Annotated in this window: 2 protein-coding genes; both read right to left on the minus strand. The window is 39.0% G+C overall.

Translation table 11 applies throughout. The features are described from left to right. Window positions 1-61: 61 nt before the first annotated feature. A complete protein-coding gene (locus WMO25_RS17175) occupies window positions 62-1768 on the minus strand; it encodes an ABC transporter ATP-binding protein (RefSeq protein ID WP_349086385.1) in 1707 nt (568 codons plus the stop codon). Continuing rightward, window positions 1761-2371 (minus strand): ATP-binding cassette domain-containing protein (locus WMO25_RS17180; RefSeq protein WP_349086387.1); only part of this gene is annotated, 611 nt, incomplete at its 5' end. The genes WMO25_RS17175 and WMO25_RS17180, both read right to left, overlap by 8 nt.

Genomic DNA, 2371 nt, shown 5'->3' on the forward strand with positions numbered 1-2371 from the left:
GGAGTATTTCTAAAATCATAATAATGTTACTAGGTTCGTACATCACAATCCTTGCCTCTCCTTATTTTGAAATTTTCTGTTCTGCTTCCCACATAGCCGCATACTTTCCTCCTTTTACCAATAATTCGTCGTGGGTACCAGTTTCTGCAATCTTGCCACCTGACACCACAAGGATTTGGTCTGCGTTTTTTACGATAGATAAAGTATGGGCAATCATTACCACCGTCTTTTTTGCTTTCAACAAGTTAGCAATCGCTTCTTTTACAGCTAATTCATTTTCGATGTCAAGCGACGCTGTGGCTTCATCAAGGAGTAAAATCGGACTGTTTTTTAATATAGCACGAGCGATAGAAAGGCGTTGACGTTCTCCGCCTGAAAGCAGATTGCCGTTTTCTCCCGTTGGTGTGTCGTAACCCTTTTCCATTTTTCGTATAAAGGTATCACAATTCGCTTCTTTACAAGCTACCTCTATTTCTTCATCGGTAGCGTCTGGTCGCGCATGACGGATATTTTCACGAATTGTATCATCAAACAGGAAAACATCTTGATCGACCATTGAAATCTGTTCTAAAACTCGCTCTGCCGCAATATGATTGATTAGTTTTCCACCGATAGAAATAGTCCCGCTATTCGGTTCATAATATTTTGCAATCAAGTTTAAAATTGTAGATTTACCAGAACCAGAATCCCCTACAATAGCAGTCAATTTTTGGTTGGGAACCACAAAAGAGGTATGCTGTAAAACAGGTTCATCTGCCACATAGGAAAATGCCACATTATTAAATTCAATTTCGTGTGTATTGGTAGAAAAGACTTCCATACTTCCTTGTTCTTCTGGTTCATTGATGATGTCAACAATTTTGTCTTTTGATATTTTCAAGTTTTTATAACTCATAAGCGCTCTTGAAATAGAATCGGAGAGCTTCGCCAACAACATCGGCAACATACAGATTAACAAATAGGCAACAGGGTCTAATTTCCCTGAAAGCATAGGTACAGAAGCGGCAACTACCATAATCGGAAGCCCTAACCAAAGGAAAATACATTGGAGAGCATTTGTGGGAATCCCATGTTTTTCATAGTCATAGCTTACATCACTAAGCCGTTTCATATCTGATGTAACTGTTTTATTTTTTGTGCCGCCCACACCATAGGCACGGAACGTCTGTATTCCGGTTACATATTCTACAATGCTGCTGACAGTCTCTGCACTGACTTTGTTCTTTTCCGTTCCATATTTTTTTACCACACGGAAAGTCAGCCACAGAAATGGGATCAGTATAAGCTCTACACAAGCGAGGATAATACCGCCTGGAAGCCAGATATAGCCAACAAACAAAATCATCATTACGCAGAAAGCAATATGCTTTACAAGGTCACCCACAGTGTGTGTCAAAATTTTTTCATAGTTATTGACATCACTTGTTATAATATTGATGTATTGACCTGTCTGCCCCTGTGTAAAACGCGACAGGGGGATTTTCTTTATTTTATCACCCAGAAACAGCCTAAGTTGATTACTTACCGCCGCACCGCCAATTTGACTTTCTGTATAGCCGATACCATAAACAATGATTCTCAACACAAAAATCACACCGAGTAATAGGGTCAATCGTAATAGAGAGGATAGGTTGACATTACCTATCCACAGCATTTTCATAACCTCATACAGCAGAAAGAAATTAAATCCTGAAAGCATACCTTCAACGACATTCAAAATCATGCCGATATAAAATTTTCTATTCTTTCGCATAGGATTTTCACACATGATTAGCCCCCCTTTCCAACTGATATGTAATATTCCTTGCTGTTTCGTAATCCGTCCATGCTTGATTATAGTATTCATTTCCATTACGAACTTCATCATGACTTCCCACAGATGTAATGGTATGTTTTTCTACAACGGCTACTCTGTCACACATTTTTAAAGCACTCAAGCGGTGAGCTACAATAATAACAGTTTTTCCTTTACAAAGATTTTCGATAGCTTTGTCAATTTCAACCTGATTTTCGGGATCAGCCGCACTTGTAGCTTCATCTAATATCAAAATAGGTGCATTTTTTAATATTGCCCTTGCTATGGCGATTCTCTGTTTTTCTCCGCCAGAAAACCGCGAACCAAAGTTACCTACTTTTGTATCATATCCATTCGGTAACGACATGATAAAATCATCAATTTGTGCTTCTTTCGCCGCAGCTCGTACCCCCTCCAACGTGGCATTACTTCCCATACGGATATTTTCAAAAACACTGTCTCGCGTCAAAAAAGTCTTTTGAAATACGATTGCGACATTTTGCAAAAGCGTTTCATAATTGATGTCCTTTACATTTTTACCGCCAATCAGGACTTCACCCTCCTGAACATCGTAAA

The organism is Coprococcus intestinihominis (assembly GCF_040096555.1).
In the GTDB taxonomy this organism is placed as follows: Bacteria; Bacillota; Clostridia; order Lachnospirales; family Lachnospiraceae; genus Coprococcus_A; species Coprococcus_A intestinihominis.